The sequence below is a fragment of the Frigidibacter sp. RF13 genome (assembly GCF_026626305.1).
GTDB lineage: Bacteria > Pseudomonadota > Alphaproteobacteria > Rhodobacterales > Rhodobacteraceae > TMP-24.
Genome location: NZ_JAPNUE010000001.1, coordinates 920,844 through 943,393 on the forward strand (window position 1 = coordinate 920,844; position 22,550 = coordinate 943,393).

Annotated in this window: 23 protein-coding genes and 1 tRNA gene; 7 read left to right on the plus strand and 17 right to left on the minus strand. The window is 65.0% G+C overall.

Annotated features, from left to right (window positions below):
• Positions 1 to 3: 3 nt before the first annotated feature.
• The 7 genes from OU426_RS04510 to OU426_RS04540 all read right to left on the minus strand — a co-directional run bounded on the left by OU426_RS04510 (position 4) and on the right by OU426_RS04540 (position 6,319).
• Positions 4 to 354: an H-type lectin domain-containing protein gene (locus tag OU426_RS04510; protein ID WP_267632659.1), complete on the minus strand. Its 351-nt coding sequence runs from the start codon at positions 352 to 354 to the stop codon at positions 4 to 6.
• 99 nt (positions 355 to 453) lie between these two features.
• Entirely contained in the window at positions 454 to 852 is a 399-nt protein-coding gene (locus tag OU426_RS04515) for a F0F1 ATP synthase subunit epsilon (protein WP_267632660.1), read from the minus strand.
• Between the two features lie 9 nt (positions 853 to 861).
• Positions 862 to 2,310 (minus strand): F0F1 ATP synthase subunit beta, encoded by a 1,449-nt coding sequence (gene atpD / locus OU426_RS04520; RefSeq protein ID WP_267632661.1) that lies wholly within the window; start codon positions 2,308 to 2,310, stop codon positions 862 to 864.
• 18 nt (positions 2,311 to 2,328) lie between these two features.
• Positions 2,329 to 3,198, minus strand: a complete 870-nt coding sequence (locus tag OU426_RS04525; protein WP_267632662.1) for a F0F1 ATP synthase subunit gamma — start codon at positions 3,196 to 3,198, stop codon at positions 2,329 to 2,331.
• Positions 3,199 to 3,219: 21 nt separating this feature from the next.
• Positions 3,220 to 4,758 carry a F0F1 ATP synthase subunit alpha gene (gene atpA, locus OU426_RS04530; protein ID WP_267632663.1) on the minus strand — a complete coding sequence of 513 codons (1,539 nt, stop codon included), beginning with the start codon at positions 4,756 to 4,758 and terminating at the stop codon, positions 3,220 to 3,222.
• Positions 4,758 to 5,318 (minus strand): F0F1 ATP synthase subunit delta, encoded by a 561-nt coding sequence (locus OU426_RS04535; protein WP_267632664.1) that lies wholly within the window; start codon positions 5,316 to 5,318, stop codon positions 4,758 to 4,760. The genes atpA and OU426_RS04535 overlap by 1 nt, the downstream gene beginning before the upstream one ends.
• A 254-nt stretch (positions 5,319 to 5,572) precedes the next feature.
• Positions 5,573 to 6,319: a class I SAM-dependent methyltransferase gene (locus OU426_RS04540; protein WP_267632665.1), complete on the minus strand. Its 747-nt coding sequence runs from the start codon at positions 6,317 to 6,319 to the stop codon at positions 5,573 to 5,575.
• 78 nt (positions 6,320 to 6,397) lie between these two features.
• Here OU426_RS04540 and gloB point away from each other — a divergent pair, with 78 nt between their 5' ends.
• Positions 6,398 to 7,165 carry a hydroxyacylglutathione hydrolase gene (gene gloB / locus OU426_RS04545; protein WP_267632666.1) on the plus strand — a complete coding sequence of 256 codons (768 nt, stop codon included), beginning with the start codon at positions 6,398 to 6,400 and terminating at the stop codon, positions 7,163 to 7,165.
• Positions 7,166 to 7,371: 206 nt separating this feature from the next.
• Here gloB and OU426_RS04550 read toward each other — a convergent pair whose 3' ends face one another.
• Complete coding sequence (locus OU426_RS04550) at positions 7,372 to 8,058, minus strand: hypothetical protein (protein WP_267632667.1); 687 nt, start codon at positions 8,056 to 8,058, stop codon at positions 7,372 to 7,374.
• A 319-nt stretch (positions 8,059 to 8,377) separates the two neighbouring features.
• On the opposite strand from OU426_RS04550, the gene clpA reads away from it, so the two are divergent.
• A complete protein-coding gene (clpA, locus tag OU426_RS04555) occupies positions 8,378 to 10,705 on the plus strand; it encodes an ATP-dependent Clp protease ATP-binding subunit ClpA (protein ID WP_267632668.1) in 2,328 nt (775 codons plus the stop codon).
• 126 nt (positions 10,706 to 10,831) lie between these two features.
• Here the strand turns inward: clpA and OU426_RS04560 are convergent, their stop codons facing one another.
• The 3 genes from OU426_RS04560 to OU426_RS04570 form a co-directional block, all read right to left on the minus strand.
• Positions 10,832 to 12,307, minus strand: a complete 1,476-nt coding sequence (locus OU426_RS04560; protein WP_267632669.1) for a peptidoglycan -binding protein — start codon at positions 12,305 to 12,307, stop codon at positions 10,832 to 10,834.
• A 3-nt stretch (positions 12,308 to 12,310) separates the two neighbouring features.
• Positions 12,311 to 13,528 (minus strand): biopolymer transporter ExbB, encoded by a 1,218-nt coding sequence (locus OU426_RS04565; protein ID WP_267632670.1) that lies wholly within the window; start codon positions 13,526 to 13,528, stop codon positions 12,311 to 12,313.
• 125 nt (positions 13,529 to 13,653) lie between these two features.
• The gene (locus tag OU426_RS04570) at positions 13,654 to 14,202 is read right to left on the minus strand and encodes a gamma-glutamylcyclotransferase (RefSeq protein ID WP_267632671.1); all 549 of its coding nucleotides are present in this window, start codon (positions 14,200 to 14,202) and stop codon (positions 13,654 to 13,656) included.
• Positions 14,203 to 14,265: 63 nt separating this feature from the next.
• On the opposite strand from OU426_RS04570, the gene OU426_RS04575 reads away from it, so the two are divergent.
• Positions 14,266 to 15,249, plus strand: a complete 984-nt coding sequence (locus OU426_RS04575; RefSeq protein ID WP_267632672.1) for a DUF2125 domain-containing protein — start codon at positions 14,266 to 14,268, stop codon at positions 15,247 to 15,249.
• A 6-nt stretch (positions 15,250 to 15,255) separates the two neighbouring features.
• On the opposite strand, the gene OU426_RS04580 is transcribed toward OU426_RS04575, so the two are convergent.
• From OU426_RS04580 to hisC, 3 genes are read right to left on the minus strand one after another with little or no spacing between them, the layout of a single operon-like run.
• A complete protein-coding gene (locus OU426_RS04580) occupies positions 15,256 to 16,194 on the minus strand; it encodes an extensin-like domain-containing protein (RefSeq protein WP_267632673.1) in 939 nt (312 codons plus the stop codon).
• Positions 16,191 to 17,111, minus strand: a complete 921-nt coding sequence (locus OU426_RS04585) for a prephenate/arogenate dehydrogenase family protein (protein ID WP_267632674.1) — start codon at positions 17,109 to 17,111, stop codon at positions 16,191 to 16,193. Before OU426_RS04585 ends, OU426_RS04580 begins: the two co-directional genes overlap by 4 nt.
• Complete coding sequence (gene hisC / locus OU426_RS04590; RefSeq protein ID WP_267632675.1) at positions 17,108 to 18,202, minus strand: histidinol-phosphate transaminase; 1,095 nt, start codon at positions 18,200 to 18,202, stop codon at positions 17,108 to 17,110. Before hisC ends, OU426_RS04585 begins: the two co-directional genes overlap by 4 nt.
• A gap of 169 nt (positions 18,203 to 18,371) precedes the next feature.
• On the opposite strand from hisC, the gene OU426_RS04595 reads away from it, so the two are divergent.
• Complete coding sequence (locus OU426_RS04595; protein WP_267632676.1) at positions 18,372 to 18,671, plus strand: putative quinol monooxygenase; 300 nt, start codon at positions 18,372 to 18,374, stop codon at positions 18,669 to 18,671.
• Positions 18,672 to 18,693: 22 nt separating this feature from the next.
• Positions 18,694 to 19,461, plus strand: a complete 768-nt coding sequence (locus tag OU426_RS04600) for an AraC family transcriptional regulator (protein WP_267632677.1) — start codon at positions 18,694 to 18,696, stop codon at positions 19,459 to 19,461.
• Positions 19,462 to 19,541: 80 nt separating this feature from the next.
• Here the strand turns inward: OU426_RS04600 and rpsD are convergent, their stop codons facing one another.
• Positions 19,542 to 20,162 carry a 30S ribosomal protein S4 gene (rpsD, locus tag OU426_RS04605; RefSeq protein WP_267632678.1) on the minus strand — a complete coding sequence of 207 codons (621 nt, stop codon included), beginning with the start codon at positions 20,160 to 20,162 and terminating at the stop codon, positions 19,542 to 19,544.
• A gap of 287 nt (positions 20,163 to 20,449) precedes the next feature.
• On the opposite strand from rpsD, the gene OU426_RS04610 reads away from it, so the two are divergent.
• Complete coding sequence (locus tag OU426_RS04610; RefSeq protein ID WP_267632679.1) at positions 20,450 to 20,764, plus strand: hypothetical protein; 315 nt, start codon at positions 20,450 to 20,452, stop codon at positions 20,762 to 20,764.
• Positions 20,765 to 20,775: 11 nt separating this feature from the next.
• On the opposite strand, the gene OU426_RS04615 is transcribed toward OU426_RS04610, so the two are convergent.
• Positions 20,776 to 21,399 (minus strand): Hint domain-containing protein, encoded by a 624-nt coding sequence (locus OU426_RS04615; RefSeq protein ID WP_267632680.1) that lies wholly within the window; start codon positions 21,397 to 21,399, stop codon positions 20,776 to 20,778.
• 411 nt (positions 21,400 to 21,810) lie between these two features.
• Here OU426_RS04615 and OU426_RS04620 point away from each other — a divergent pair.
• A tRNA-Gly gene (locus OU426_RS04620) sits at positions 21,811 to 21,885 on the plus strand.
• Positions 21,886 to 21,927: 42 nt separating this feature from the next.
• Here the strand turns inward: OU426_RS04620 and OU426_RS04625 are convergent.
• Positions 21,928 to 22,539 (minus strand): DUF2306 domain-containing protein, encoded by a 612-nt coding sequence (locus tag OU426_RS04625; RefSeq protein ID WP_267632681.1) that lies wholly within the window; start codon positions 22,537 to 22,539, stop codon positions 21,928 to 21,930.
• Positions 22,540 to 22,550: the final 11 nt, after the last annotated feature.

The following is a 22,550-nucleotide window of genomic DNA, read 5'->3' on the forward strand; positions in this document are numbered from 1 at the left end:
GGCTCAGTCGATCTCCCAATCGTCCTCGGCCCGCACCTCGCCCATGGCGAGCCAGTCGGCGCGCACTCGCGCCACCCTTGTGTCCCCCCAGGTGCGGAAGACGATCACGAATCCTTCGGCATTGACCATCTCGGCGGATATATCGGCGCGCTGGTTGGTCTTCTGATCCATATCCCACATCGACAGCGATACCTGCACGATCGGATCGCCGATAAAGGGCTCGCTGAACTCGACAAGACGGCGCAACTCGCGCGGTCCATCGCCCGTCCACATGGCGCCGCCATCCTTGAAGTCCGAGAACAGGACAATCGACCCCTGTTCCACCCCCAGCAAATGGGACGCCAATCGCTTCATCGATCCTACCCCGTAAAACGTCGGGGGACTTTAGCGGCGGCTCATCAAAAAAAAAGCCCCGACGTGACGCCGGGGCATTTTCGCGTTTGACGTGTGACCTCAGAGGCCGAGCGCAACTTTCAGGGCCTGCATGTCGGCGACGAGCTTGTCGGCAACATCCTTCGCGTCGCCCGCCGCGCCCGAAGCCGCGGACGAAGCTTCCGCGATCATCTCGTCAAGCGCCACAGCGGAAACTTCCGCTGCGGGCATTGCACGCTCAGCCAGAACCGAGGCGCCGGCCGAAGAGACTTCGGCGAAGCCGCCGGTGACAGCGTAGGACTGGGTGCCTTCGGCCGAAACGACCGAAAGAACACCGGGGCGGAGCGTGGTGATCATCGGCGCATGGTCAGGCATGGCCGTCAGATCCCCGTCCGCGCCGGGAATGCGGACCTCGCGCACCTGAAGAGACGCAAGCTTGCGCTCCGGTGTCACGAGGTCGAACTGCATCATATCGGCCATTTCGCCCCCTTACGCCGCTTCAGCGGCCAGACGCTGCGCCTTGGCTTTCACTTCCTCGATGTCGCCAACCATGTAGAAGGCGGCTTCCGGCAGGTGGTCGTACTCGCCGTCGACAACCGCCTTGAACGAGGCGATGGTCTTTTCGAGCGGCACCTGAACGCCGTCCGAGCCGGTGAAGACCTTGGCCACGTCGAAGGGCTGGCTGAGGAAGCGCTGGATCTTCCGGGCGCGAGCCACGGTCAGCTTGTCGTCTTCCGAAAGTTCGTCCATCCCGAGGATCGCGATGATGTCCTGCAGCGACTTGTAGCGCTGAAGGATACCCTGGACCGAACGCGCGACGTTGTAGTGCTCTTCGCCCACAACGGCCGGGTCGAGGATCCGCGAGGTAGAGTCCAGCGGGTCAACGGCCGGGTAGATGCCAAGCTCGGAGATCGCACGCGACAGAACGGTCGTGGCGTCGAGGTGGGCGAACGAGGTCGCAGGCGCCGGGTCGGTAAGGTCGTCGGCCGGAACGTAGATGGCCTGCACCGAGGTGATCGAGCCCGCCTTGGTCGAGGTGATGCGTTCCTGCATCGCGCCCATGTCGGTCGCGAGCGTCGGCTGGTAGCCCACCGCCGAAGGGATACGGCCGAGAAGCGCCGACACTTCCGAACCCGCCTGCGTGAAGCGGAAGATGTTGTCGACGAAGAAGAGAACGTCCGTCCCCGACTGGTCGCGGAACTGCTCCGCGAGCGTCAGACCCGAGAGCGCAACGCGCATACGCGCGCCCGGCGGTTCGTTCATCTGGCCGTAGACGAGGGCCACTTTGGATTTCTCCAGATCGTCCAGCACGATAACGCCGGATTCGATCATCTCGTGGTAAAGGTCGTTGCCTTCACGGGTCCGCTCGCCAACGCCTGCGAACACCGAGAAGCCCGAGTGCACTTTGGCGATGTTGTTGATCAGTTCCATGATCAGAACCGTCTTGCCCACGCCCGCGCCGCCGAAGAGGCCGATCTTGCCGCCCTTCGAGTAGGGGGCGAGAAGGTCGATGACCTTGATGCCGGTCACGAGGATTTCCGACGAGGTCGACTGGGCCGCGAATTCCGGCGCCGGCTGGTGGATGGCGCGATGTTCCTTGGCCCTCACCGGACCCTTTTCGTCGACCGGCTCGCCGATGACGTTCAGGATGCGGCCCAGGGTCGCGTTACCCACCGGCACCTGGATCGGCGCGCCGAGGTCGGTCACGGCGGCGCCGCGCACGAGGCCTTCGGTCGCGTCCATCGCGACGGTACGGACGGTGTTCTCGCCCAGGTGCTGGGCCACTTCCAGGACCAGCCGCTTGCCGTTGTTGGTGGTTTCCAGCGCGTTCAGAATCGCCGGAAGCGCATTGTCGAACTGCACGTCAACGACAGCGCCGATGACCTGCGTCACGCGGCCCGTCGCACCCGTTGCTGCTGCTGCTTTCGCTTTAGCCATTTGGTTTCTCCGGTTCCGTTAGAGCGCCTCGGCGCCCGAAATGATTTCGATAAGCTCTTTGGTGATCGCGGCCTGGCGCGAGCGGTTGAACTGGATGGTGAGCTTGTTGATCATGTCGCCCGCGTTGCGGGTCGCATTGTCCATCGCGCTCATCCGGGCGCCCTGTTCGGAGGCGCCGTTTTCCAGAAGGGCGGTGAAGACCTGGGTCGCCACGCCACGCGGCAACAGGTCCGCGAGGATGCCCTCTTCGCTCGGTTCATAGTCATACTGGGCCGATGCGCCCGCTGCTTCCTCGAACGAGGCGGGGACCACTTGCTTGGCGGTCGGGATCTGGCTGATGACCGACTGGAAGCGGTTGTAGAAGATCGTGGCGACGTCGAACTCGCCCGCCTCGAACCGCGTCAGGATATCCTTGGCGATCCGCTGGGCCACATCATAGCCCATCCTCTTGACTTCGCTCAGGTCGTGGTGACCCACGAACTTGTCGGCGAAGTCGCGCTTCAGCTGCTCGCGGCCCTTCTTGCCGACGGTCAGGATCTTGACCGTCTTGCCCTGGGCAATCAGCTCGTTCGCCTTCGCACGGGCAAGCCGCACGATGGTCGAGTTGAAGCCGCCGCAGAGGCCGCGTTCGGCGGTCATCACGACCAGAAGCTGCACCTTGTCCGCACCCGTCCCGGCCAGAAGCCGAGGCGCGTTCTCGGCGCCTGCCATGCCGGACGCGAGGCCCGACATGACCGCATTCATCCGCTCGGCGTAAGGACGAGCGGCTTCGGCCGCATCCTGGGCCCGGCGGAGCTTGGCCGCCGAGACCATCTGCATGGCCTTCGTGATCTTCCGCGTCGACTTGACGCTGGCGATCCGGTTCTTGAGGTCCTTTAGGCTGGGCATGTCCCTGTCCCTACCCCGGCCTTACGCGAAGGTCTTGGCGAAAGCGTCCAGCGCCGCGCGGATCTTGTCTTCGGCCTCGCCCTTGATCTTGGGGTCGGTCTTGGTGATCCAGTCCAGCAGGTCCTTGGCATTGGTGCGCAGGTGCTTCAGGAGGCCCGCCTCATAGCGGCCGACATCCTTGACCGGGATATTGTCGAGATAGCCCTTGGTGCCCGCGAAGATCACGCAGACGATCTCGGCGTTGGTCAACGGCGAGTACTGCGGCTGCTTCATCAGTTCGGTCAGACGCGCACCGCGGTTCAGAAGCTTCTGGGTCGCGGCGTCAAGGTCGGAACCGAACTGGGCGAAGGCGGCCATTTCGCGGTACTGGGCAAGTTCGAGCTTCACCGGACCCGCGACCGATTTCATCGCGTTCGTCTGAGCGGACGAACCAACGCGCGACACCGAGAGACCGGTGTTCACGGCCGGGCGGATGCCCTGGTAGAAGAGTTCGGTTTCCAGGAAGATCTGGCCGTCGGTGATCGAGATCACGTTGGTCGGAATGAAGGCCGACACGTCGCCGCCCTGGGTTTCGATGATCGGCAGCGCCGTCAGCGAACCATTGCCCGAAGCGTCGCCAAGCTTGGCCGAACGTTCCAGAAGGCGCGAGTGCAGGTAGAAAACGTCGCCCGGATAGGCTTCACGGCCCGGCGGACGGCGCAGCAAGAGCGACATCTGGCGGTAGGCGACAGCCTGCTTGGAGAGGTCATCATAGATGATCAGCGCGTGGCGGCCGTTGTCGCGGAAATATTCCGCGATGGCGGTTGCCGAATAGGGCGCGAGGAACTGCATCGGCGCCGGGTCCGAAGCGGTCGCGGCCACGACGATCGAATAGGCGATCGCGCCGGTTTCTTCGAGCTTCTTCACCAGCTGCGCGACGGTCGAGCGCTTTTGCCCGATGGCGACATAGACGCAGTAAAGCTTCTTGCCCTCGTCGTCGCCAGCAGCCGTATTGTAGGATTGCTGGTTCAGGATCGTGTCGAGCGCGATCGCGGTCTTGCCGGTCTGGCGGTCGCCGATGATCAGTTCGCGCTGGCCACGGCCAATCGGGATCATCGCGTCGACCGACTTGAGGCCCGTCGCCATCGGCTCGTGCACCGACTTGCGCGGAATGATGCCCGGGGCCTTCACGTCGGCGACCGAGCGTTTCTTGGTCTTCAGCGGGCCCTTGCCGTCGATCGGGTTACCCAGCGCGTCGACGACGCGGCCAAGCAGTTCGTCACCCACCGGCACGTCCACGATGGCCTTCGTGCGCTTGACCGTGTCGCCTTCCTTGATCGAACGGTCATCGCCGAAGATAACGATACCGACGTTGTCGACTTCAAGGTTCAGCGCCATGCCACGGATGCCGCCGGGGAATTCCACCATCTCGCCGGCCTGAACATTGTCGAGGCCGTGGACGCGGGCGATACCGTCACCAACGGACAGCACACGACCCACTTCGGCGACTTCGGCTTCCTGACCGAAGTTCTTGATCTGCTCCTTAAGGATTGCAGAGATCTCTGCGGCTTGGATTCCCATTATCCGACCTCTTTCATGGCATTCTGGAGTGAAGCGAGCTTCGAGCGGATCGAGGTATCGATCATCTTCGAGCCCACCTTGACGATAAGACCGCCGATGAGGCTTTCATCGACGGAGACATTCAGGTTCACGTCCTTGCCGACCGAAGCCTTGAGGCTGGCGGCGAGTTTCTTCGACTGCGCGGTGGTCAGCGCGGCGGCGGCAGTGACATCGGCGGTCACCTCACCCTTTTCGTCCGCGATCATCGCCGTCAGCGACGACAGGAGCTGCGGCAGAACGAACAGGCGGCGGTTCGCGGCCAGAAGGCCCAGCGTCTTCGCCAGAACGTCCGAAAGTTTCATCTTCGCGGCAATGGCCGCAATCGCGGCGCCCTGCTCTTCGCGCGAATAGACCGGCGAGGAAATCAGCGCCCGGAAATCGGCGCTGTCGTTCAGCGCGGCACCGAGAGCCGCCACATCCGCCTCAAGCGCCTTGACGCCTTTGGCCTCTTTGACGAGATCGAAGACAGCCAGCGCATAGCGCCCTGCGATCCCGGAAGCTGTCGAAGCTGTTTCGGACACGTCCACCCTTCCGATTGTTGCGCCCGGCGGCCTGCGGTCCGGCCAAGGCATCCCCAGTGCGCGCACCGGTGGCGCGCGCCTCAATTGCGTGCCCCTCTATCAGAGAGCCCCCTGCCCCGCAACCGCCCCGGAGCGAGTTTTTGATTGCCTGTCATGGCCTTTTTCCGGCCTTTAGCGGTCACAGCGCGGCAAGCGGGACAAGACGGGGGCTCTAGCCCCCTCCGACCGGGCGGCTGGGCAGAATCACACCGTCATCACACCGGCGCGGGCGTCGGTTTCGGCAGCCCCTCGATCGCCTTCAGCGGCCGCTTAACGACCGCCCGCAGGCCAGGCCGGATCGGTGCATGGATCTGCTTGGAGACTTCGATCATCAGAACGCCTCCCGCCAGAAGCCGCTGCACCCGGCGACCGGCCCGTTCCCACATCTGCGCGGTCCTGAGCCAGAAGCGCCGTTCCGACGGCGGGGCGAAAAGCGCGGTCTCGAACCTTTCGGTGGTGAAACCGTTCTGGCGCAACTGCGCGTCGAGCTGGCGCATCGTATAGGGTCGCCCGTGTCCGAAGGGCGTCGCATCCGACCGCGCCCAGAGGCCGGAGCGGTTGGTGACAATGAAAAGCGCCCGGCCCCCGGGGCCGAGGACGCGCCAACATTCCTCCAGAAGCGCCGTCGGCCGGTCCGAGGTTTCCAGCCCGTGCATCACCACCAGCCGGTCGACCATGCCCGTCTCGATAGGCCACTGGACCTCCTCGCACAGGACCGAGACATTGGCCATGCCGGCAGGCCAGGGCATCACCCCCTGCGGCCCGGGCATCAGCCCGATCACCCGGCGCGCATTTTCCAGATAGGGCCGCAGCAGCGGCACGGCGAAACCGAACCCCACCACGGTCTGCGCCTTGGCGTCGGGCCAGAGCTCGACCACCCGGTCGCGGACCGCTTTCTGGGCCACCCGGCCAAGCTGGGTCCTGTAGTAGAAATTCCGCAGATCATGCACATCAAGATGCATTGCGCCGGTCCCGGGCCTCGGTCAGAGTGGTTTCAGTCAAACGCCGCCCGTACCATACCGTCAAAAGTCGCGAACGCCATGCCTCTCGAAATAGTCACCATTCCCTGCCTTACGGACAATTACGCCTACCTCGCCCATGATGCGGCGACGGGGACGACGGCAGTGATCGACGTGCCAGAGGCGACACCCATTCTTAACGCGCTGGCTGCGCGTGGCTGGAAGGCGAGCCATATCCTGATCACCCATCACCATGACGATCACATCGCTGGGGTCGAGGCGCTGGCGGCGGCAACCGGCGCACGGGTAATCGGCGCGGCGGCGGACGCCCACCGTTTGCCGCCCCTCGACGAGGCCGTGAGCGAGGGTGACACCGTGCTTCTGGGCATGGGCATGGGCCATGTGATCGAAGTACCGGGCCATACAGTGGGTCATATCGCTTTCCACTTCCCCGACAGCGCCGTCGTCTTTACCGCCGACAGCCTGATGTCCTGCGGTTGCGGTCGGCTGTTCGAGGGCACGCCGGACCAGATGTGGGACAGCCTTTCGAAACTCGCGGCCCTGCCCGAGGGAACACTCGTCTGTTCGGGTCACGAATATACCCAGTCGAACATCCGCTTCGCCCTCTCGGTCGATCCCGACAATGCCGCCCTGCTGGACCGCGCCGCGCGGGTTGCGGCGCTGAGGGCACGGGGCGAGGCAACGGTGCCGGTGACGCTGGCCGAGGAAAGGGCGACGAACCCTTTCCTCCGCGCGACGGACCAGGCGATGAAGGCTCGCGTCGGCCTTGAGGGCGCGTCGGATACCAGAGTCTTCGCACACCTCCGGGCCCTGAAGGACCGGTTCTGAGGCCTTCCTCGTCACTGCAGGGTTTTGGTGCAGTGCATCTCGTGCAACAGCGCATTGGGAGGAGGCCTGCCAGCCCGCCGACGCGAGCTCACGATCGAAAGCGCGAAGTAACGGCAGCACACGGCACCGATTCCTGCGATTGGGACGCTGCATACAATCGCTGCTGGCAAGGCAGAAATATCCGCATGCGCCCTACTTTGTAGCTGTCATGAGAGGCTATCCCGAAACGGCGTCCAGTTCCCCCTAAGCATGGACAGCGACGGATCATCGCGGCTTCGCAACGGTGGACGAAAGGGTTCGACGAGCTCGAGATCGTTAATGGCGTCGGTAAAACCGCCGAGAGATGCAAAGCCCCATGGTCGCACGCCAACGAAGCCTAAAGGCGATTTCAAGATTGAGGACAGCGACGCGCCGGCGCGTCGCCCATCTTGGCGGGTCTGCTCTCCAAGGTCTGTAGCGACCGCAAAGATGCACACGGCCGGGAATCTTATTGCACCACTGTCGGGCGCACGAGCCCATGCGAGGCGATTGGAAACGCAAAGGTACGCGTCGGCAGCCAGCAGGTCGCGTACGCACGCATTCCAGTTCGGAGCCCATACCTCAGCCGATTGAAAACGCGCTTGGCTGCCAGAAACTAGTCTGCCGTCAGTCTCATGCGTCCACTTTGCGGCGCCTCTTGCATTGTGTCCGATGCGTCCGAATGAGATGGCTGGCGAATTTGGAGAGGCTAAATCGTACTGCGTGCAGCGCACCGCACCGTGATCACGGGCTGCGTTGAAGACAGCGGAGGTTGCTTCGACAATAGAAAGCCAAGTCGAGTGCAGCCATGGTTTTGGGGCATCCAATCCAGCAAAGAAGGCATACACGCAATACTCGCGCTCATGGAAATTCAACTCTGAACCTCCTTGCACAGGACCCATCAATAAACTCATAGCGCCTAGCTCAGCCACAGCGCAACCACCCCAAGGTGATCGCGACGAAATCACTCAACCGATCGAGCAGCGATAGAACGCATTCAGGAGGGGCGCCAAAGTCCGGCGCCTTTGCCAATTGGTCACGAAACGATCACATTTTGGATGTCCGGACCCGGCTCTAACCAAAATCTGCCACTTTCCCCTTGAAGCCGCCGGAATTCCACCGAACTTTAAAGGTATGAGGCCAAGGTGAGGAGGAGGCAAAGCCCCGACTCGCCCGGAAGAAAGGAGCACGCAGGTGCCGTCATTCTCGAACACTCTCGAACAGGCAATCCATTCGGCGCTGGCGCTTGCCAATGCCCGACGGCACGAGCTCGCGACGCTCGAACATCTGCTTCTGGCATTGATCGATGAACCGGACGCGGCCAAGGTGATGCGGGCCTGCTCCGTCGATCTTGATGAGCTGCGAAAGACGCTGCAGGAATTCATCGACGACGATCTCTCGACCCTCGTCACCGATGTCGAGGGGTCCGAGGCGGTGCCGACCGCCGCCTTCCAGCGCGTGATCCAGCGCGCCGCGATCCATGTGCAGTCCTCGGGCCGCAGCGAAGTGACCGGCGCCAACGTACTCGTCGCGATCTTTGCTGAGCGGGAATCGAACGCCGCCTATTTCCTGCAGGAACAGGACATGACGCGCTATGATGCGGTGAATTTCATCGCCCATGGCGTGGCCAAGGACCCGTCCTTCGGCGAGACGCGCCCCGTGACCGGCGCGACCGAGCGCGAGGAAGATCACAAGCCGCGCGAGGCCGAAGGCGGCGAGGCCAAGGAAAGCGCGCTTGGCAAATATTGCGTGGACCTCAACCAGAAATCCCGCAAGGGCGATGTCGACCCGCTGATCGGCCGCGATGCCGAGGTCGAGCGCTGCATTCAGGTCCTCTGCCGCCGGCGCAAGAACAACCCGCTTCTTGTGGGCGATCCGGGCGTGGGCAAGACCGCCATCGCCGAGGGTCTCGCGCTGAAGATCACCCGGGGCGAGACGCCGGAGATCCTGTCAAAATCGACGATCTTCTCGCTCGACATGGGCGCGCTTCTGGCCGGCACCCGCTATCGCGGCGATTTCGAGGAACGGCTGAAGGCGGTGGTGAAAGAGCTTGAGGATCACCCCGACGCGATCCTCTTCATCGACGAGATCCATACTGTGATCGGCGCAGGCGCCACCTCGGGCGGGGCGATGGATGCCTCGAACCTGCTGAAACCCGCGCTGCAGGGCGGCAAGCTGCGCTGCATGGGGTCCACGACCTACAAGGAATTCCGCCAGCATTTCGAGAAGGACCGCGCGCTTTCCCGCCGGTTCCAGAAGATCGACGTGAATGAACCGACGGTCGAGGATTCGGTTAAGATCCTCATGGGTCTGAAGCCCTATTTCGAGAAACATCACGAGCTGCACTACACCAAGGATGCGATCAAGTCGGCGGTGGAACTCAGCGCGCGCTACATCCATGACCGCAAGCTCCCCGACAAGGCGATCGATGTGATCGACGAGGCGGGCGCGGCCCAGCACCTGGTCGCGGAATCCAAACGCCGCAAGACGATCACCCCGAAAGAAATCGAGGCGGTCGTCGCCAAGATCGCCCGCATCCCCCCGCGCAACGTCTCGAAGGACGACGCCGAGGTGCTGCGCGATCTGGAAAAGACGCTGAAGCGCGTGGTTTTCGGTCAGGACAAGGCGATCGAGGCCCTGTCGTCGGCGATCAAGCTCGCCCGCGCTGGCCTGCGCGAACCCGAAAAGCCCATCGGCAACTACCTGTTCGCCGGGCCGACGGGGGTTGGCAAGACCGAAGTCGCGAAGCAGCTGGCGTCAACGCTCGGGGTCGAGCTTCTGCGCTTTGACATGTCGGAATATATGGAGAAACACGCGGTTTCCCGCCTGATCGGCGCGCCGCCCGGCTATGTGGGCTTCGACCAGGGCGGCATGTTGACCGACGGCGTCGACCAGCATCCGCATTGCGTGCTGCTTCTCGATGAGATTGAGAAAGCGCACCCGGATGTCTACAACATCCTCTTGCAGGTGATGGATCACGGCAAGCTGACCGACCACAACGGGCGGCAGGTCGATTTCCGCAATGTGATCCTTATCATGACCTCGAATGCGGGTGCCGCCGAACAGGCCAAGGCTGCGATCGGCTTCGGCCGCGACCGCCGCGAGGGCGAGGATCAGGCGGCGATCGAGCGGACGTTTACGCCGGAATTCCGCAACCGTCTGGATGCCGTCATCTCCTTCTCGGCGCTGCCGCGTGACGTGATCCTGCAGGTGGTCGAGAAATTCGTCCTGCAGCTTGAGGCGCAGCTCATGGACCGCAATGTCCACATCGAGCTTTCGCCCGAAGCCGCCGCCTGGCTCGGCGAGAAGGGCTATGACGACCGGATGGGCGCCCGCCCGCTCGGCCGGGTGATTCAGGAGCATATCAAGAAGCCCCTGGCGGAGGAGCTTCTGTTCGGACGCCTCACCAAGGGCGGCGTGGTAAGGGTGATGGTGCGCGACGGCGCCATCGCGCTCGATATCGAGGAGCCTTCGCGCCCGCGTATCACCGGATCGAAGCCGCCGCTTCTGACGGCGGACTGACGAGCCCGGCCCTTGGGGGCCATCGAGGCCCCCAGGGGCCGTGTCGGGGAGCGCACTGCGCTCCCCTTTGCCTGTCCTGAGATTTGGTCTTTGCAGCGCCGACCATTCAGCGGTCTGGGCCACGCCCTACCGTTCGGTAAGCTTAAGCTCGATGCGCCGGTTCTGTGCCCGCGCCTCGGGCGCATCCCCATCGGCGACCGGTTGATATTCACCGAACCCCGTCGCCGCCAGCCTCTCCGGCGGGAAGCCGAGATCGTCCTGCATATAGCGCACGACAGACAGCGCCCGCGCCTGGCTGAGTTCCCAATTGTCGCGAAACTCGCCGAAACCGGAGAGCGGCAGGTTGTCGGTATGGCCGTCTACCCGGATGATCCAGCCGACTTCCGGCGGGATCACCGCCGCGACCTCCTGCAGGGTCGCCACAACCCCGGCGATCTGGCTCTTTCCTTCGGGCGAAAGGTCGGCCGCACCAGGTTCAAACAGGACCTCGGAAGAAAAGACAAACCGGTCGCCCACCACACGTACGCCTTCGCGCCCGGAAAGCACCTCGGACAGTTTGCCAAAAAACTCCGACCGGTATTTCGCCAGCTCCTTCGCCTCGTCCTTGGCGGCCTGCGCCTCTTCAGCCAGCCGCTTCTTCTCCGCCTCCTCAAGCTCGGCCCTACGCTTTTCCTCGGCGGCAACGCGGGCCAACGCGGAATTGAGCTGGCTGCCCAACGCCTCGATCTGCACTTTCGCATCGGCATCCTTGGCGGCGGAGGCATCGAGCAGGTCCTGCAGCGCGCCAAGCTGGCCACGCAGCGCCGCGACCTGTTCGTTCAGAAGCGTGACCTTGCGCGCTGCCTCGGCAGTCGAGGCTTTCTCCTTGCCCAGCTCGGCCTCTGCCAACGCAAGAAGCGCTTTCTGGCGGTCGGCCTCGCTGAGGCTAGCAAGTTTGGCGGCATCAAGCTCCTTCTTCGCAGCCTCGGCTGCGGCGAGCAGTGTCAGCGTCTCCTCGGCCTTCTTGCGCTGCGCCTCAAGCGCCAGCGTCATCGCCGTGAGTTCATCCTCGGAGGATTTCAGCTTCTCTCGAAGCGCGGCAGCGGCTGCGGCTTCCGTCAGACGCGCGGCCTCTGTCTCGCTCAGCTTCGCCGCGGTCTTCTCTCCCTCGGCCTTCAGATCGGCGGCCAGAGCCTCGAGCGCCGCGCGTTTCGCTTCCGCGAGCCGTGCCGCTTCCTCCTGCGCGGAAATCGTTGCCCGGTTGGCGGCCTGAGCGCTCAGCAGGGCCGCGACCTGCGCCTCGAAAGCGTCGATCTGGCCATCGGCCGCCGACAGGTCCGCCACACGCGCGGCCAGCGTCGCGGTCAGCGTGCCAACCTCGGTCTGCAGCTCGGCGGTCCGCGCCCGCTCCACTCCCAGACTGTCGGCAAGGCCCGCGAGCTGCTGATTGAGGTCAGCAAGCTCGTCGCCCTGATTTGATATCGTCTCGCGCAGCGCGAACTGCAGGATCATGAAGATGGTCAGAACGAACATCAGGACCATCACGAGCGATGTCATGAGGTCGAGGAACCCCGGCCAGATCGCCGCCGCCTGCCCTGATCGCCCGCGCCCCGGACCTGCCATGGCTCAGCCCCGCTCGCCCGGGCCCGCCTCGCCCCGCCCCGCCTCGCCCCGCATCGCGAGCGAGCGGACGGCACGGGTCAGTTGGGCGAGATCGGCGCGCAGATCGCCAAGCGCCTCTTGCCGGCCCGCCGCCACTTCCTCCAGCAGTCGCAGCATCTGCGTGTCGATGGACCGAAGCCGCATCCGGCTTTCGGCATCAGGTCCCGCCTCTCCCCCGCCCTTCTCCGCCAATAGCGCCGCCACCTGTTCCTGGCCCTCTGCCAGCCGCTCGAACGTGTTGCCGGTCGAGGACATCGCCCGTTCCAGCCGTTCCGTCAGAACGCCGATCGAGCCAGTGAGCGTTGCCAGCGCCTGTTCGCCACGCAGGCGGTCCGCTTCGGCTTGTTCGCGCGCGGCGGCGAAAAACTCCGCCTGATCCTCCAGATGCTGGGCAAGGGCGGCAATGACCGCGCTCGCGCCATCGCCCTCGGTATCGGTGCCGCCGAAAGTCAGGCGGGTGAAGCTCGACAGCCATTCCTCCAGTTCGCCGTAAAACCGGTTCTGGCCATGGCTCGCGAACAGTTCCAGAAGCCCCACGACCAGAGAGCCCGCAAGCCCGATGAGCGAGGAGGAAAAGGCCATGCCCATGCCGCCCAATTGCGATTCGAGGCCGGTCATCAGCTTGGTGAAGACCTCGGCGCTTGATTCGCCTTCCTTCGGCGCCAGCGCGCGGATCGTGTCGACGACGGCCGGGACGGTGACCGAGAGGCCGTAAAGCGTGCCGAGAAGGCCGAGGAAGATCAGAAGGTTGGTCAGATAGCGCGTGAGGTCGCGCGCTTCCTCGATCCGGGCCGAGACGGAATCGAGGATCGACCGGGCGGCGGAGGAAGAGATATGGCCACCCTTGGTGCCGCGCGACCTGAGAAGATGGGCGAGCGGCGCCAGAAGGCGTGGCGGCACGGTGATTTCATGTCCGGGGCGACCCGAGGCCAGCCCCTCGATCCAGCGCACCGAGCGGACGAGCGCGATCACCTGCCAGAAGCAGGTCAGGATCCCCAAGAAAAAAACCCCGAAGATCAGCCCGTTCAACCAAGGATTTTCCAGGATCACCGGCCAGACCTTGGCCGCGACCAGATAGCCACCGGCGCCGACGAGACCGGTTATCACCAGCATCATGAAGATCTGCTGGAACGGCTGCGAGAAATAGGGCGCCGCACGGCGCGCCGGTCTGTCCATCGTCATCGGTCCCTGCCTGTCTGGTCGCGACAATAGGCGCGGGAGCTTCCCCTGCCAAGCGCAGAGACGAGGCCGAAGCCCGGGCGCGCGGACGAGGAGGCACGCAGTGCAACGACGAGCCGCGCCCCGGCTCAGCCCTCGGCCCTGATGCGCCGAACCCGTTCGGCGAGCCAGTCGAGGTCAGGGTCGGCAAGGCCGAGCGCGCCAAGATGATCGACCGTATTCCACAGATAATCGGCGTTGGTGCCATTGCGCCCCGAAGATCGCGCGATGATCGCTGCCTGTTCCTCAAGCGTCAGGCCCGCTCGGTACTGCACATGGTCATGATCGATCACATAGGTCACCGCCTCGACCTCCGCACCGTCCGCCAGCCGCACCGGCAGACGCCGTTCGAGATAGGCATCCGACACCAGCTCGCGGTCATGCAGATAGGCCAGAACCTCGGCCCGCGCCTCTGCCGTGACACCAAAGGCCACACCATCGCAGGCCGCGCCCTCAGCCGCATCCAGCGCCAGCACCAGACCCGGCGCTTCCGGCGTGCCGCGATAGTGGATCGAGGTCATGCAGAAGGATCGGTGCCAGCCGGGCAGCCGCGCCGTTTCGCGCCGGACATGGGCAAAGCCCGGGTCCCACATGAGCGAACCGTAGCCGAACACCCAAAGATCCACATCCGCCGCCATCTGGCCTCTCCCGTCCGCGCGCCCTATAAACCCCGAAACATCGGGCGAGGGAAGAGAGGCCGAATGCGCTTGCTCCTGTGGCTGACCATGACGCTCGCCGCCCTCTACGGCGGCTATTGGTATGTGGGCTCGCGCGCCGCGCTGTCAGGGATGGAGGCGGCGCTCGACGGGCTGAAGGCGGAGGGGGTCGGCGACTATGCGGATGTCTCCCTCAAAGGATTCCCCTCACGCTTCGACATAACGATCGACAAGCCGCGCCTTCTCAGCAGCGACGGGGCGAACGGCTGGTCGGCGGATTTCCTGCAGCTTCTGGCACTCTCCTACCATCCCAATCAGGTGATCGCGGTCTGGCCCAAGGAGCAATCCGTCCGCATCGCCGGCGAGCCGCTGACCATCCGCAGCGAGGACCTCCGCGCCTCGGTCGCGACCGAGCCGACGCTCTCGCTGCCGCTCGATCATGCCGAAGTCGAGGGCCACCAGGTCGAGATCGCCCGTGCCCCCGGCCTGTCGCTCACTGTCGAGAAGCTGATCCTCGCCGCGCGTCCGAGCGGCCGCGGGCAATCAAGTTATGATCTGGCCGCCTTGCTGACCGGCCTCGCTCCGGGCGCGGTTCTCAAGGGATTGATCGATCCCGGTGTCACCCTTCCCGCGGCGGCCGAAGAACTCAGGTTGCAGGCTGCCGCCGATTTCGACCGCCGGATCGACAAGGCGACGCTTGCCAGCCCCCCGCGCCTTCTCGCGCTCCGCGAGATTGAGGGTCATCTCGGCTGGGGCGACACCTCGCTCGACATCACGGGCGAGTTGGCCGCCGATACGGGCGGTTTCGCCGAGGGCCGGATCGAGGTGAAGGCACGAAACTGGGAGGCGCTCTTCGCCATCGCCGCCGCGACCGGCCTCGTGCCATCGGATCAGGCGGACCAGATCCGGAATATCCTCGCGGTGATGGCGCAAGGCTCCAAGGACGGCAGTCTGACAGTTCCGATCAGCTTCGAGGACGGGATGGCGATGGTCGGCGGCGCCTATCTGGGCCCCGCCCCGCGTTTCTAGGGCGGTTCAGCGGCAATAGGCGCCGCGCCCGCGCGCAGTATCGAGATGCAGGTGATCGCGATGGAACCGGTCTGATCCGGGCCCAAGCACCGTGGTGAAGCCACCGCAGGCCGCCTTGCGGATCGCCTTCAGGATCTTGCCCTCGCGCCCCCTGCCCCAATCGGTCAGGACGCTGATCACCTTGCCGTTTTCCAGGATCAGGCCAGAGATATCGACCGCATGACCCTTGCCATGTTCGCTGATCTTGCCGCCCTTCTGATTGTTGCGCGGCCTGCAAGCATAGGTCGCCGCAACCTGCAGCTTCGCCACCCCGCCGCCGGTCGAGCCGACCGCCGGGATGACCGCCCGCTCGACCCAGTCGTTCAGCGCCTCGGCGGTGCGGCAATCCATGTTGCCGGGGGCCGACAGCGCCACGCCCGAGACCGAAGTGACCTTGACCCCGCCATCAAGCCCGCAGCCCCGCGCCGCCGCCTTGATCGGCGCAATCTCCTCGCCCTTGATCGCGGGGTTGCCGCAGACCGATCCCTTGCGGCTTGCCTTGTCGCGCTTCTTCGGCGCGGGCGCGGCGGCAAGTACGATCTCGTCGGCGCCGCCATCCGTATCTAGCCCGCGGGGCCGCGCCAACGGCAAGAGCGAAACAAGCGGCGCATGGCGCCCCGGCGCGGTCAGGGCGGAAACCTCGGTCGGCGTGACGAAGCGCGACACGTCCGCCACCACCAAGGCGCCGCGCGGCAATGGCAGCGGCGACGACAGCGGGGCGAGCGGGCTCACGGGGCCCTGGACCGGCAAGGTCGCCTCGGCAACCGCGATCGCAGCAGGGGCAAGGCCCGTTGGCCGGACCGGCGGACGCAGCGACTTCACCGGCGCTTCGGCCAGAGTGGGCAGTGCGACAGCGATCAGCGCCACCGCCAGACCTGCCCTCGTGCCCTGCCGGAAGCCCCTCATCCGCCTGCCTTTCCCCGCCCGAAATCCGGTGCGGCCGTATCCTGCCCCGCCTCGATGATCCCGCGCCGGATGGCGCGGGTGCGGGTGAAATAGTCGAAGAGCGCATCGCCATCGCCCATGCGGATCGCCCGCTGCAAGACGAAAAGCTCTTCGGTGAACCGTCCCAGAATGTCGAGCGTCGCCTCCTTGTTTGTCAAGAACACGTCGCGCCACATGGTGGGGTCGGAAGCGGCAATCCGCGTAAAGTCGCGGAAACCCGCCGCCGAATATTTGATGACCTCGCTCTCGGTGACGCGCCTGAGGTGATCAGCGACGCCTACCATCGTATAGGCGATGAGGTGCGGCGTATGCGAGGTGACGGCCAGAACGAGATCATGATGGGCGGCGTCCATCTGGTCGACATGGGCGCCCAGACCTTGCCAGTAGCTCACGAGACGGTCGCTCGCCGCCGCGTCGCCGCCTTCTGCCGGGGTCAGGATCGTCCAGCGGTTGTCGAAGAGCGTGGCAAACCCCGAACGCGGCCCGGAATGCTCGGTCCCTGCGAGAGGGTGGCCCGGCACGAAATGCACGCCTTCGGGCAGATGCGGCGCCACCGCCTCGACCACGGCGGCCTTGACTGAGCCCACATCGGTGATAGTAGCGCCGGGCTTCAGATGCGGCGCGATCTCGGCCGAGACGGTGCCCATGGCGCCCACCGGCACGGCGAGCACGATCAGGTCGGCATCGCGGACCGCATCGGCGGCGGTTTCATGGACGCTGTCACAAAAGCCGATCTCCAGCGCCGTCGCGCGCGTGGCAGCCGTCTTGGCATGACCCGCGATATGGCGGGCGAGACCCGCCCGTTTGGTCGCATGCGCCATCGACGAGGCGATGAGGCCAAGCCCGATCAGCGCGACCCTTTCGTAGATCACGCTCATGCCGCGCCCTTTCCGGCCTTGAATTGGCCGACCGCATGGGCGACCCGGCGGCAGGAGGCCTCGTCCCCGATGGTGATCCGCAGGCAATGCGGCAGGCCGTAGCCCGCGACGCGGCGCACGATCAGCCCCTGCGACTGGAGATACTGGTCGCAAGCCGTGGCTTCCGCCTCGTCGGCGAAGCGGGCAAGGATGAAATTGGCGCAGGACGTGTCGGACGGCACGCCCTTTTCGGCCAGGGCTTCGGCCAGCCAGGCGCGCATCCTTGTGTTCTCCTCGCGGCAGCGTTCCACATGTTCGCGGTCGCGCACGGCGGCTTCCGCCGCCTCCTGCTGGGCGGCCGACAGGTTGAAGGGGCCGCGGATCCGATTGAGGACATCGATGATCGGTTTCGGCCCGTAGCCCCAGCCGATGCGCAGACCGCCCAGCCCGTAGATCTTCGAAAAGGTCCGGGTCATTACCACGTTCGACCGCCGCCCGATCAGTTCCGCTCCGCCATCGAACCCTTCGACATATTCGGCGTAAGCGCCGTCAAGGACGAGGATCGCCTGTTTCGGCAGGCCCGCCGCCAGCCGCTCGACCTCGGCCGGGCCGATCATCGTGCCGGTCGGGTTGTTCGGATTGGCGATGAAGACGAGCTTGGTCTTCCGCCCGCAGGCGGCAAGGATCGCGTCGACATCTGTCGTCCGCTCCCGCTCCTTCACCGCCACAGGCGTCGCCCCGGCGGCAAGGGCCGAGATGCGGTACATGAGGAACCCGTGTTCGGTGAAGACCACCTCGTCGCGCGGTCCCGCATAGGCCTGGCAGAGGAAATGGATGATCTCGTCCGACCCGGTGCCGCAGATGATGCGTTCGGGATCGAGCCCATGCGCCTCGCCGATCGCCTCGCGGAGCGATCTGTGATCGGTGCCGGGATAGCGGTGCAGCTTGTGGACGGCGCGCTGAAAGGCTTCCTTGGCGCGGTCCGATGGGCCGAACGGATTTTCGTTCGAGGAAAGCTTGATCGCGTCCGACAGGCCCGCGACCTGCGCCGCACCGCCCTCGTAAAGCGCGATTTCCATGATCCCCGGCTGAGGACGGATCGGTTCGGACATCTGGCAGCGACTCCCGGCAATGCCCGGGCGTTGTAGCGACCGGTCGGGCGATAGGCTAGTGGCGTCTCGGTCAGAATTGGCAGCTCGGGGACTGTTTTTGACCGTTGGCCGGGCGAACCGTCGCCGCTTTTCACGGAAAGTGTAGCCACTTTGTCAAACGGAGAGACCAATGTTCATCGCCATCGTCGACTTCCAGACCCGTCCCGAAGATCAGCTAACCGCCCTTGCGGCCCTTGCCCACGAGGCAGAGACCGTGCGCAGCATGAAAGGATGCCGCCGCTTCCGCGCCCTCACCGTGTCCGGCCAGCCGGGCAGCATCTGCATCCAGCACGAATGGGACAGCGCGGAGGATTTCGCGAATTATGTCGCCTCGCCCTCCTTTACCGAAAGCGGCATTGCCCTGCGTCCGCTGATGGTCGGCGCGACCGAAAGTCGCCGGTTCACCGCGGACCTGCTTGAGACGGTCTGACATCCGCGCCATGCTGAACCGCATGTCAAAGCCCCGTGCCGATGCCATCGCCCAGGAGTTTCCCGCCGCGCCGCGCGAGCGGTTCGTGATGGACCGGCACTATCTGCTCTGCACCGTCAAAGGTGTGCTCAAGATGGAGGCAGAGGGCCGCGAATGGTCGCTCCCCCCCGCCCGCGCAGCCCTGATCCGCGCGGGCGTTCCGGTCGACTGCACGCTTCCCCAACCCGTCGCGGCTGCCTCGGTGCTCTTCGACGAGGGATTCATTCCCGCACCCGAACGCGGCCTTGCAGTCTTCGATCTGTCGCCGCTGGCGCGCAGCCTTGTGCGCGAAGCGCGGCGCCTCGGGGGCGCCGAGGGCCCGGGCGAAGGCTATGCGGGCGCGATCTTTTCTGCGCTTGGGGCGGTGGCGCTCGACCTCGCCCTGACCCCTTCCCCGGCCTGGATCAGCAGCCCACGGACACCGGCGCTCAGACGGGCGCTCGATCTGACTTCAGCGGCGCTCGAAGGACGGCCCAGCGCGACCGAGATCGCGGCAGCCGCCGGTCTGTCGCCGCGCAGCCTCGCCCGTCATTGTGCCGATGAACTTGGCCTGACGTGGCGCGCGGCACTGCGCAGGATCCGTATGATCCGCGCGATGGAACTTCTGGCATCCGAGCCGATGGGCGTGGCCGAGACCGCTTTCGCGACCGGATATGATTCCGTGTCGTCCTTTACCGAAGCCTTCCGCGATTTCGCGGGATGCTCGCCCCGCGTCTACCGCGCGCGCTTCGACGAGCTTGGGGACGCCTGACCGTAGGTCCAGTCGCTGACCGAAATGGAAAAGGCCGCCCAGTGGGCGGCCTTTCCGGAGTGCGTCGGTCCAGCGAAGGATCAGTTCTTCGCGTAGAATTCGACCACGAGGTTCGGTTCCATCTGCACCGGATAGGGCACGTCGCCCAGGCCCGGGGTGCGCACGAAGGTCGCGGTCATCTTGTGGTGGTCGGCTTCCAGATAATCCGGCACGTCACGCTCGACGAGCGCCACGGCTTCCAGAACGATCGCCAGCTGGCGCGACTTGTCGCGGACAGCGATCACGTCGCCTTCCTTCACCCGGTAGGAGGCGATGTTGACGCGGGTGCCGTTCACGGTCACATGGCCGTGGTTCACGAACTGGCGGGCGGCGAAAATGGTCGGCACGAACTTGGCGCGATAGACGACCGCGTCGAGACGGCGCTCCAGCAGGCCGATGAGGTTCGCACCGGTGTCGCCCTTGACCCGTTCGGCTTCGGCGTAGATGCGGCGGAACTGCTTTTCGGTCAGGTCGCCGTAATAGCCCTTCAGCTTCTGCTTGGCGCGGAGCTGGGTACCGAAATCGGAAAGCTTGCCCTTGCGGCGCTGGCCGTGCTGGCCGGGGCCATATTCGCGGCGGTTCACGGGGCTCTTCGGACGGCCCCAGATGTTTTCGCCCATGCGGCGGTCGATCTTGTACTTGGCAGAGGTGCGTTTGGTCACCGCTGATCTCCTTCTATGTGCCGCCCCCTGACGGAGGCTATGAAGGGCGTTGTCCTTTTCCCTCGCGGTTTCCCGGACGGGACGACAGGCTTCCCCTTGCGGGGTCCACCAACACCAATGAAAACCCCGGGCCTCTCGACCCGGGACGGCGGGCTTATAGAGGAGCGGCGGGCAGAGTCAATGCCCCTCCCCCGTGGATGGGCCGCGCTTCGCCCCCGGGCACCCGTTAGCCGCTTCTTAGCGTTTCTCGGGCAGATTTCTTACCGGGTACGAAAAGGGGTGCGATGATGGGTGAGGCGACGTTGGCCGCGCTTGAACGGTTTCTGGTCGAGGATGTGATCCTCACCCTCGGCAACCTTCGGGGCTGGATCGCCTGGCTGGCGGACCCCGCAACGCACCTCGACCGGGACATGCTGTCAACCTTCCTCGAGCGGCTCGATCACCAGCTGGAGCTTCTGCAGGACCGGGCGCGCGCCGTGTGCATCGGCCCGCAGGCGCCGGGTTCCGGCGTGACGCTCGACGGCCTTCTGCGCGACGCGCTCAACAGCGATTTGCCCGAAACGGCGCCTGCCTTCCGGTCGCGGCGCGCGGGGCTTGGCTGATCCGCCCCGGTTCAGGCAGCAATATCGCGCGGAGCGTACCGGTCGCTCTCTGCCTCAAGAAGTCCAAGCAGGTCCGCTGCCCGCCAGGGCTCCAGCTCTGGATAGAGAGCCGAGCGATCCGCGCCGCCGACCGATCCGCAGCGGATCATCGTGCCGGAATTGACGAAAATCGTCTCTTCGCGGTCAAAGCACAGGCTGACCATCTCGGTCGGCGCTTGCAACTGCACCCTTTGGATGCCGCGATAACCTACCAGCATATCCGCGCGCAGGACGACGGCCGCCGCGTCGAACAGCGCCTCGATCAGGGGTGCGGTGACCAGAAGGCGCTGGCCCGGCTTCAGCCAGACATCGCAGCAATTGTCGAGCGCACCGCCCGGAAAATGGATCAGCGACCGCCCGCCACCCGGCAACGCGGCCGCGTGTGTGACCGAGCGCAGCGGCACGAGGCCGCCTTCGTAGGTCGGAACGTTTGTACCCGACAAAAGCTCTCCCGCCGGGCGCCAGCCGTCGGCGGTCTCGACCAGCGTATCGGCGCGCAGGCCGGTACGGGCCGACCCGGGCGCTGCGACAAGCAGATCGGGGGTCAGCAGAAGCTTCGCGTCGGGACGGAAGCTCGAAGGCGACGGCATGAACATCGACGGTTCCTCTCGCAAGCCCCGGGCCGGTCTTGGCCGCATTAACCTGTGGGGCGGTATCCTGATGGCGCTCCGGGAATCCGCCATCATTTCGGCCCAGAACAGACAATTTTCCGGCACTTTTTCGCCGCCATCCTTAATCGGCCTCGGAAGACGCCTTTTGGCAACCAAACGCTCCCGGCTTAACCGAACCGTAACCAGAACTCTCTGCAAGCGTTTGAAAGAACTCTGTTTATCTGAGCTACGGACCGCTGAAAAACAGCCGTCAGCGCGACAGGTACGGATCGATTCGCGCTCCGACCGATTACGGAAACGCCCGCTTGGCGCGCCCAACGCCGATTTCTGCGCCGGTTGCGTTTTTCCTCTTGCAGGCGGCGGACGAAGACACTAAATCCCGCCGCACCCAAGGATGCGGGCGTAGCTCAGGGGTAGAGCATAACCTTGCCAAGGTTAGGGTCGGGCGTTCGAATCGCCTCGCCCGCTCCATTCAAAAGGGCACCGGAAACGGTGCCCTTTTGTGTTTTCCGGTCATACGGCCGACGCGGCTCGGACCTTGCGCCGCCGCAGCACGAAGAGTTCAAGGAGCGTGAGATTGACAAGCCAGCAGGCCCAGGCCGTGACATCGTAGGTCTCGGTCGAGGTCCAGCCGGCCGCCATCAACGGCGCCATGATTAGCCTGAGCGTGACTGAAGAGAAGGTCAGGGCAGCCGACCGCAGCATCCAGCACCGATGGCCGGCAAGATCGCCGCGCCGTGCGAGCCAGATCGCCCGGGCCGTCGCCCCGATCCAGCCCAGCGCCAACAGCGCGAAACCCGCCGCCGCCCAGAGGCTCCCACGGAACCAGGGCAACATGACCAGCGAGGCGACCCCACCAACCAGAACCGACAGCGCATAGAGATAGCCCAACCGCCGGTGCCAGCGGGGCCAGAGGCGCCGCAGACCGGCCGATGTCTGCAGGGGCGCAAGCGCAAGCGCCAGCGGGCCGAAGATCAGATGCGACAGGGCCGATGGTGCGTTCTCAGGGAAATAATAGGCCAGGTCCGGCATGCTCAGCGCCATCGGTTCGAGAAGCGCGCGGAAGGTCAGAAGGACCAGAAGAAGCGAAAGCGCCTGGTAGAGCCAGACGAGTATCATACGCATTTGCCGCCCCT

Bases quoted from the DNA above. Each gene is read 5' to 3' on its own strand.
- OU426_RS04510 (WP_267632659.1), bottom strand. From the start codon at position 354: ATGAAGCGATTGGCGTCCCATTTGCTGGGGGTGGAACAGGGGTCGATT.
- OU426_RS04565 (WP_267632670.1), bottom strand. From the start codon at position 13,528: ATGACGATGGACAGACCGGCGCGCCGTGCGGCGCCCTATTTCTCGCAG.
- OU426_RS04585 (WP_267632674.1), bottom strand. From the start codon at position 17,111: ATGAGCGTGATCTACGAAAGGGTCGCGCTGATCGGGCTTGGCCTCATC.
- OU426_RS04615 (WP_267632680.1), bottom strand. From the start codon at position 21,399: ATGTTCATGCCGTCGCCTTCGAGCTTCCGTCCCGACGCGAAGCTTCTG.
- gloB (WP_267632666.1), top strand. From the start codon at position 6,398: ATGCCTCTCGAAATAGTCACCATTCCCTGCCTTACGGACAATTACGCC.
- atpA (WP_267632663.1), bottom strand. From the start codon at position 4,758: ATGGGAATCCAAGCCGCAGAGATCTCTGCAATCCTTAAGGAGCAGATC.
- OU426_RS04600 (WP_267632677.1), top strand. From the start codon at position 18,694: ATGTCAAAGCCCCGTGCCGATGCCATCGCCCAGGAGTTTCCCGCCGCG.
- OU426_RS04525 (WP_267632662.1), bottom strand. From the start codon at position 3,198: ATGCCCAGCCTAAAGGACCTCAAGAACCGGATCGCCAGCGTCAAGTCG.
- OU426_RS04625 (WP_267632681.1), bottom strand. From the start codon at position 22,539: ATGCGTATGATACTCGTCTGGCTCTACCAGGCGCTTTCGCTTCTTCTG.
- OU426_RS04610 (WP_267632679.1), top strand. From the start codon at position 20,450: ATGGGTGAGGCGACGTTGGCCGCGCTTGAACGGTTTCTGGTCGAGGAT.
- OU426_RS04515 (WP_267632660.1), bottom strand. From the start codon at position 852: ATGGCCGATATGATGCAGTTCGACCTCGTGACACCGGAGCGCAAGCTT.
- OU426_RS04595 (WP_267632676.1), top strand. From the start codon at position 18,372: ATGTTCATCGCCATCGTCGACTTCCAGACCCGTCCCGAAGATCAGCTA.
- OU426_RS04540 (WP_267632665.1), bottom strand. From the start codon at position 6,319: ATGCATCTTGATGTGCATGATCTGCGGAATTTCTACTACAGGACCCAG.
- OU426_RS04575 (WP_267632672.1), top strand. From the start codon at position 14,266: ATGCGCTTGCTCCTGTGGCTGACCATGACGCTCGCCGCCCTCTACGGC.
- atpD (WP_267632661.1), bottom strand. From the start codon at position 2,310: ATGGCTAAAGCGAAAGCAGCAGCAGCAACGGGTGCGACGGGCCGCGTG.
- OU426_RS04560 (WP_267632669.1), bottom strand. From the start codon at position 12,307: ATGGCAGGTCCGGGGCGCGGGCGATCAGGGCAGGCGGCGGCGATCTGG.
- OU426_RS04570 (WP_267632671.1), bottom strand. From the start codon at position 14,202: ATGGCGGCGGATGTGGATCTTTGGGTGTTCGGCTACGGTTCGCTCATG.
- OU426_RS04580 (WP_267632673.1), bottom strand. From the start codon at position 16,194: ATGAGGGGCTTCCGGCAGGGCACGAGGGCAGGTCTGGCGGTGGCGCTG.
- hisC (WP_267632675.1), bottom strand. From the start codon at position 18,202: ATGTCCGAACCGATCCGTCCTCAGCCGGGGATCATGGAAATCGCGCTT.